This window comes from Pseudomonas sp. PS02290, assembly GCF_029960075.1.
Lineage (GTDB): Bacteria > Pseudomonadota > Gammaproteobacteria > Pseudomonadales > Pseudomonadaceae > Aquipseudomonas.
In genome coordinates this window covers 1-5,947 of record NZ_JASCOY010000167.1, presented here as the reverse complement: position 1 = coordinate 5,947, position 5,947 = coordinate 1, and the positions used below count along the sequence as shown (strand labels likewise).

Here is a 5,947-nt window from a genome sequence, read left to right as displayed (position 1 = left end):
TGGGGGGGGGGGGCGTGGGGGGGGCGGGGGGGGGGGCGGCGGCGGGGGTGGGCGGCGGGGGGGGGGGGGGCGGCGGTGGTGCTCCCGCTGACACCTCCGCGCCCCTGGCGCCGGGCAACTTGCTCGTCAGTGCAGACGGCACCCTGCTGACCGGCACCAGTGAAGCCGGCGCGACCATTCAGGTGCGCAACAACGCGGGTGCCCTGCTCGGCAGCGGTGTCGTGGCGCCGGACGGGACGTTCAGTGTGACCCTGAACCCGCCGCAAACCAGCGGCCAGCCTCTGGCGGTCAGCGCCACCGACCCCGCAGGCAACGTTTCACCGACCACCCAGGCGCCAACGCCCGACACCGGCGGTGATCAGCCTGGGCCAGATACCACGGCTCCCGGCGCTCCGGCCAATCTGGCGGTCAACCCCACCGGCAGCGTGCTGACCGGCACCGGCGAAGCGGGTGCGACCATTCAGGTTCGCGCCGCCGACGGCACCCTGCTGGGCAGCGGCATCGTCGCAGCTGACGGCACCTTCAGCCTCACCCTGAGCCCGGCGCAAACCGACGGCCAGTCGCTGACCGTGACAGCCACCGACGCCGCCGGCAATATCTCCGTGCCGGCTCAAGCGCTGGCACCGGACATCGATGTCACTCCGCCCGGCGACACCACCGCGCCCAATGCCCCGGGCAATCTCGTGGTCAGCGCAGACGGCACGCGCATCAACGGCTCCGGCGAAGCGGGCGCGACCGTTCAGGTTCGCGCCGCCGACGGCACCCTGCTGGGCAGCGGCACGGTCGGCTCAGACGGCACCTTCAGCCTCACCCTCAGTCCGGCGCAAACCGACGGCCAGGCGTTGACTGTGACGGCGACCGACGCCGCCGGTAACGTCTCGGCGCCGGCTCAAGCGACCGCACCGGACATCGACGTTCCACCGGTCGACACCACCGCGCCCAATGCCCCGGGCAATCTCGTGGTCAGCGCGGACGGCACGCGCATCAACGGCTCCGGCGAAGCGGGCGCGACCATTCAAGTGCGTGCCGCCGATGGCACCCTGCTGGGCAGCGGCACGGTCGGCGCAGACGGCACGTTCAGCCTCGGCCTCACTCCGCCTCAAACCGACGGTCAGTCGCTGACCGTCAATGCGATCGATGCCGCGGGCAATGTCTCCCAGCCTGCTCAGGCCCAGGCGCCGGACATCGACGTCACTCCGCCTGGCGGGGATGTCACGCCGCCGGATGCACCTACCGGCATTGCCATCAGTGGCAACGGCGCGATCGTCAGCGGCCGTGGCGAAGCAGGCAGCACCGCGAGCGTCATCGATGCCAACGGCAATGTCCTCGGGACGGCCGTTGTGGGCACCGACGGGCTGTTCAATATCACCCTGAACGCGCCGCAAACTGCCGGTCAGTCGCTGCAGGTCACCCTCACCGACGCCGCCGGCAATACCTCGCCTAACGTGCCACTGCAAGCACCGGACACCACGCCGCCAGCGGCGCCCTCGGATTTCGTCCTGTCGGCTGACGGCCTGATCCTCACCGGTCGTGCCGAAGCCGGCTCTCGCGTCCTTGTGCGCAATGCGTCGGGTGCGGTCATCGGCGCCGCTCGCGCCGGCCTTGACGGCACCTTCAGCGTGACCCTCGACACCGCGCAGACCAACGGCGAAAAACTCAACGTCAGTGCCACGGATGCGGCCGGCAACTCTGCCTCGGCCGAGCTGACCGCGGCCGACACAACGCCACCCGCCCAGGTCACCGATGTGGTGATCAGCGCCGACGGCACCCAGGTCTCAGGCAAAGGCGAAGCCGGCGCGACGGTCACCCTCTTCGACGCCACCGGCGCCGCAATCGGCACTGTAGTGGTCGGCGCCAACGGCACCTTCTCTACAACCCTGACACCGCCGGTCAACCCCGGTGATCAGGTGCAGGTCACCCAGACCGACGCCGCAGGCCTGCCGTCCCCCGTGCTGGTGGTCACGGCGCCTGACGCCAATGGGCCGGCGACGCCTTCCGGGCTGGTCATCAACGCCGACGGCACCCAGCTGACCGGTACCGCAAGCGCCGGTTCGGTGGTCCAGGTGCGCGATGCCAACGGCGTGCTGCTCGGCAGTGCAACGGTTGGCAGCAACGGCAGCTTCACCGTCGTGCTCAATCCGGCCCAGGCCAACGGCGAAGTGCTCGACGTGGTCGCGGTCGACGGTCAGGGCGAAAGCTCGGTCACCGTTCCCGTCACCGCGCCCGACATCACCGGTCCTTCCGCCGCCACTGATCTCGCGGTGGCCAACAACGGCCTGACCCTGACCGGCCGCGGCGAACCGGGGTCGACCGTTTCGGTGCGCGACGCCCAGGGCAATGTCATCGGCACCGGCGTAACGTCGGCGACCGGCAACTTCAGCGTCACCCTTGCTTCCGCTCAAACCAATGGTCAGGCGCTACAGGTGGTCCTGAGCGACGCCGCCGGGAACCCGTCCCTGGCGACACCGGTCACCGCGCCGGATCTGGATGGCCCGCTGCAACCGTCGGCCATCAGCGTCGATGCCAGTGGCACCACGCTGACGGGCACCGGTGAGGCCGGGTCGACGATCACCGTAACCGACGTCAACGGCAACGTGCTCGGCACCGCCGTTGCGGCTGCGAACGGCCAGTTCAGCGTGATCTTGAACAGCCCGCAGAACAACGGCCAGACCCTGCTGATTGGCGCCAGCGACAGCAGTGGCAACCCGGTCTTGCCCGTGACCTTTGTCACGCCCGACACCCAGGCGCCCGCCGCGCTGACCGGCGTTGCCCTCGACGGCGCCGGGCTGATTCTCACCGGCACTGGTGAAGCCGGTGCAACCGTGACGGTGCGTGATGCGGGCGGGAACATCATCGGCATCGGCCAGGCCGGCGCCGATGGCCGCTTTACCCTGACCCTGACAGCGGCGCAAACCGACGGTCAGCTGTTGCAAGTCACCCAGGCCGACAGCGCGGGCAACCAGTCGCTGCCGGTGCCCATCACTGCGCCGGACCTTAGCGCACCGGCACCGGTGACCAACCTCGATCTGTCGGCCAACGGGTTGATCGTCACCGGTAACGGCCAGATCGGCGCCACTGTCACCGTCAAGGACGCCCTCGGCGCGACCCTCGGCAGTGCCGTGGTGGGCAGTGACGGACGCTTCGAAGTCACCCTGTCCAGCGCGCAGATCAACGGCCAGGCACTCAACGTCTCGCAAGTCGATGGCTCGGCCCTGGCGTCTCCGACGGTGCAACTGCAGGCAGCGGACATCCAGGCGCCCGACGCCCCGACCGGCCTCACCCTGAGCGCCAACGGCCTGACGCTGAGCGGCCAGGGCGAACCCGGCGCGACGGTCAACGTGCGGGATGCCAACGGCACGCTGCTGGGCACCGCGACGGCCAATGCCGTGACCGGTCGATTTGACGTCACGCTCAATTCGGCCCAAGACGACGGCCAGGTGTTGTTGGTCAAACAAACCGACGCGGCGGGGAACCTCTCTCCCGCGGCCTCTTTGACCGCACCTGACACCACCGCGCCCGACGCGCCGACCGGCATCACCATCAGCAATGACGGCCTGACCGTGTCCGGGACAGGCGTTGCAGGCGATACCGTTCAAGTGCGCGATGCCAGCGGGACCCTGCTGGGCTCCGCCACCGTCGCCACCAACGGCAGCTTTGCGGTGACCCTGAGTCCGGCGCAGCTGGACGGACAGGTGCTGAGCGTGACCCAGACCGACGCCAGCACCCTGCCCTCGCCGCCCGCGTCTGTCACGGCGCCCGACATCACGGCACCTCCCGCGGTCATCGACCTCACGCTCGACGGCAATGGCGTGCTGACCGGCACCACCGTGCCCGGCGGTTCGGTGAAAATCCTCGATGCCAACGGCATTCTGATCGGCAACGCCACCGCCGGACCTGACGGCACGTTCACGTATACCCTTCAGTCCGTCCTGAGAAACGGCGAGACGGTGCAAGTGGTCGCCACCGATGGCACCAACGACGCCCTGGCGACCCCAGTGCTCGCCCCCGACACCACCCGGCCGGTCGACGTGACCAACCTGGCGATCAGCCCGGACGGCGCGAGCGTCTCCGGCGTCGGCGAGCCCGGCACCACCGTTACCGTTCGCGGACCGGGCAATGTACTGCTCGGCACTGGCACCGTCGGCCAGGATGGCGCATTCGTCATCGGCCTCAATCCGCCTGCCGCCATCAACACCAACGTCGACGTCATCAGCACCGACGCCAGCGGCAACGCGTCCAACCCGGTTACCCTCCCAGGGCCGGACGGCACGCAGCTGGCGACTCCCAGCGACCTGGCCGTCAGCAGCGACGGTTTCATTCTCACCGGCGCCGCCACTGCGGGGAGCACGGTCAACATCCTCGACAGCAACGGCGTCAGCCTGGGCAGCGGCAGGGTCAACAGCCTCGGCCGCTTCAGCATCCTGATGCGTTTCGCCCAACTGAATGCGCAGACCTTGCACGTTGTCGTCACCGATGACGCAGGACACACCTCGGTCACCGCACTGATTGTCGCCAACGACCTGACGGCGCCCGAAGCCCCGGCCGGGCTGACCATCAACGCCGATGGCAGCTCTGTCACCGGGCGCGGTGAAGCCGGTGCGACGGTGACCATTACAAACAGTGGCGGCACGGTGCTGGGTTCCGGGATCGTCGCGAGCAACGGCGTCTTCACCATCGCGCTGACCCCGTCCCAGCTGGATTCGCAGCCCCTGACGGCGACCCAGGTCGATCAGGCGGGCAACGTTTCCCAGGCCGGCAGCATCATCGCGCCGGACCTGACGGCGCCCGACGCCGCCACGGGTCTGACCATCAACAACGTCGGCACCGTGGTCAATGGCCTCGGCGAGGCTGGGGCGACGGTGACGATCCGCGACGCCGCGGGCAACATCCTCGCCACGGGACTGGTCAATCAGAGTGGCCAGTTCCAGGTCACTCTGCCAAACGCCGTCACCACTGGCGCGGCGCTGACCGTCACCCTGACCGACGCGGCGGGCAACGTCTCGGCCGGCACTGCCCTGGCGACGGTGGACACCACTCCGCCGGCCCTGCCACAGAACCTGTTGATCAGCGCCAACGGCAGTACGCTTACCGGCACCGGCGAGGCCGGTGCAACGGTGAAAGTCCTCGACGCCAGCGGCACGCTGCTCGGCACCGCGCTGGTGGCAAATGACGGCACCTTCACCGTGACCCTCGCGCCTACGCCGAACAACGGCCAGGCTCTGGACATCAGCCAGACCGACCCGAGCGGCAACGTCTCGCCGTCGGCGAACCTCACGGCGCCGGACATCACTCCGCCTGCCGCCCTCACCCAGGTGTCGGTGAACGCCGACGGCCTGACGGTGATTGGCCGTGGCGAACCTGGCGCAACGGTATCGGTGCGCACGTCCGGGGGTGCCCTTCTGGGCACGGCGCTGGTGGCCGCCAATGGCGCGTTCAGCGTCACGCTGAGCACCGCACAGATCAACGCCGAAGTCTTGACCGTCACCCAGGAAGACCCGCCCGGCAACGTGTCGACGGCGGTCAATGTGACGTCCGTGGACCTCACTGCGCCGGACAGCCCGACCGCCCTGCTGCTCAGCGGCAGCGGCGTGCAACTGGCGGGGAACGCCGAAGCCGGCAGCACCGTCATTGTCCGCGATGCTTCCGGCAACGTGCTCGGTTCAGGCGTCGCCGGGGCCAACGGCGTGTTCCAGGTCACTCTGTCCAGCCCGCAACTCAACGGCCAAAACCTGAGCGTCACCTCCACCGACGCGGCGGGCAATGTCTCGGTGCCCGCGGCTTATCAAGCCGCCGACACCACCGCGCCCTCGGCTGCCAGCAACCTGGCCGTCAGCTCCGATGGCCTGACCCTCGGCGGGACCGGCGAGGCCGGGGCAACGGTGGTCGTGCGCGATGCCAAAGGCAACCCGCTGGGCCCCGCGCCGGTGGCGGCCCATGGCAGCTTTAA

General features: G+C 69.3%; 1 protein-coding gene. It reads left to right on the top strand.

Annotated elements, in window-relative coordinates:
- Positions 1-119 precede the first annotated feature (119 nt).
- Positions 120-5,947 (top strand): Ig-like domain-containing protein (locus QMX88_RS28405; protein WP_282373568.1); only part of this gene is annotated, 5,828 nt, incomplete at its 3' end.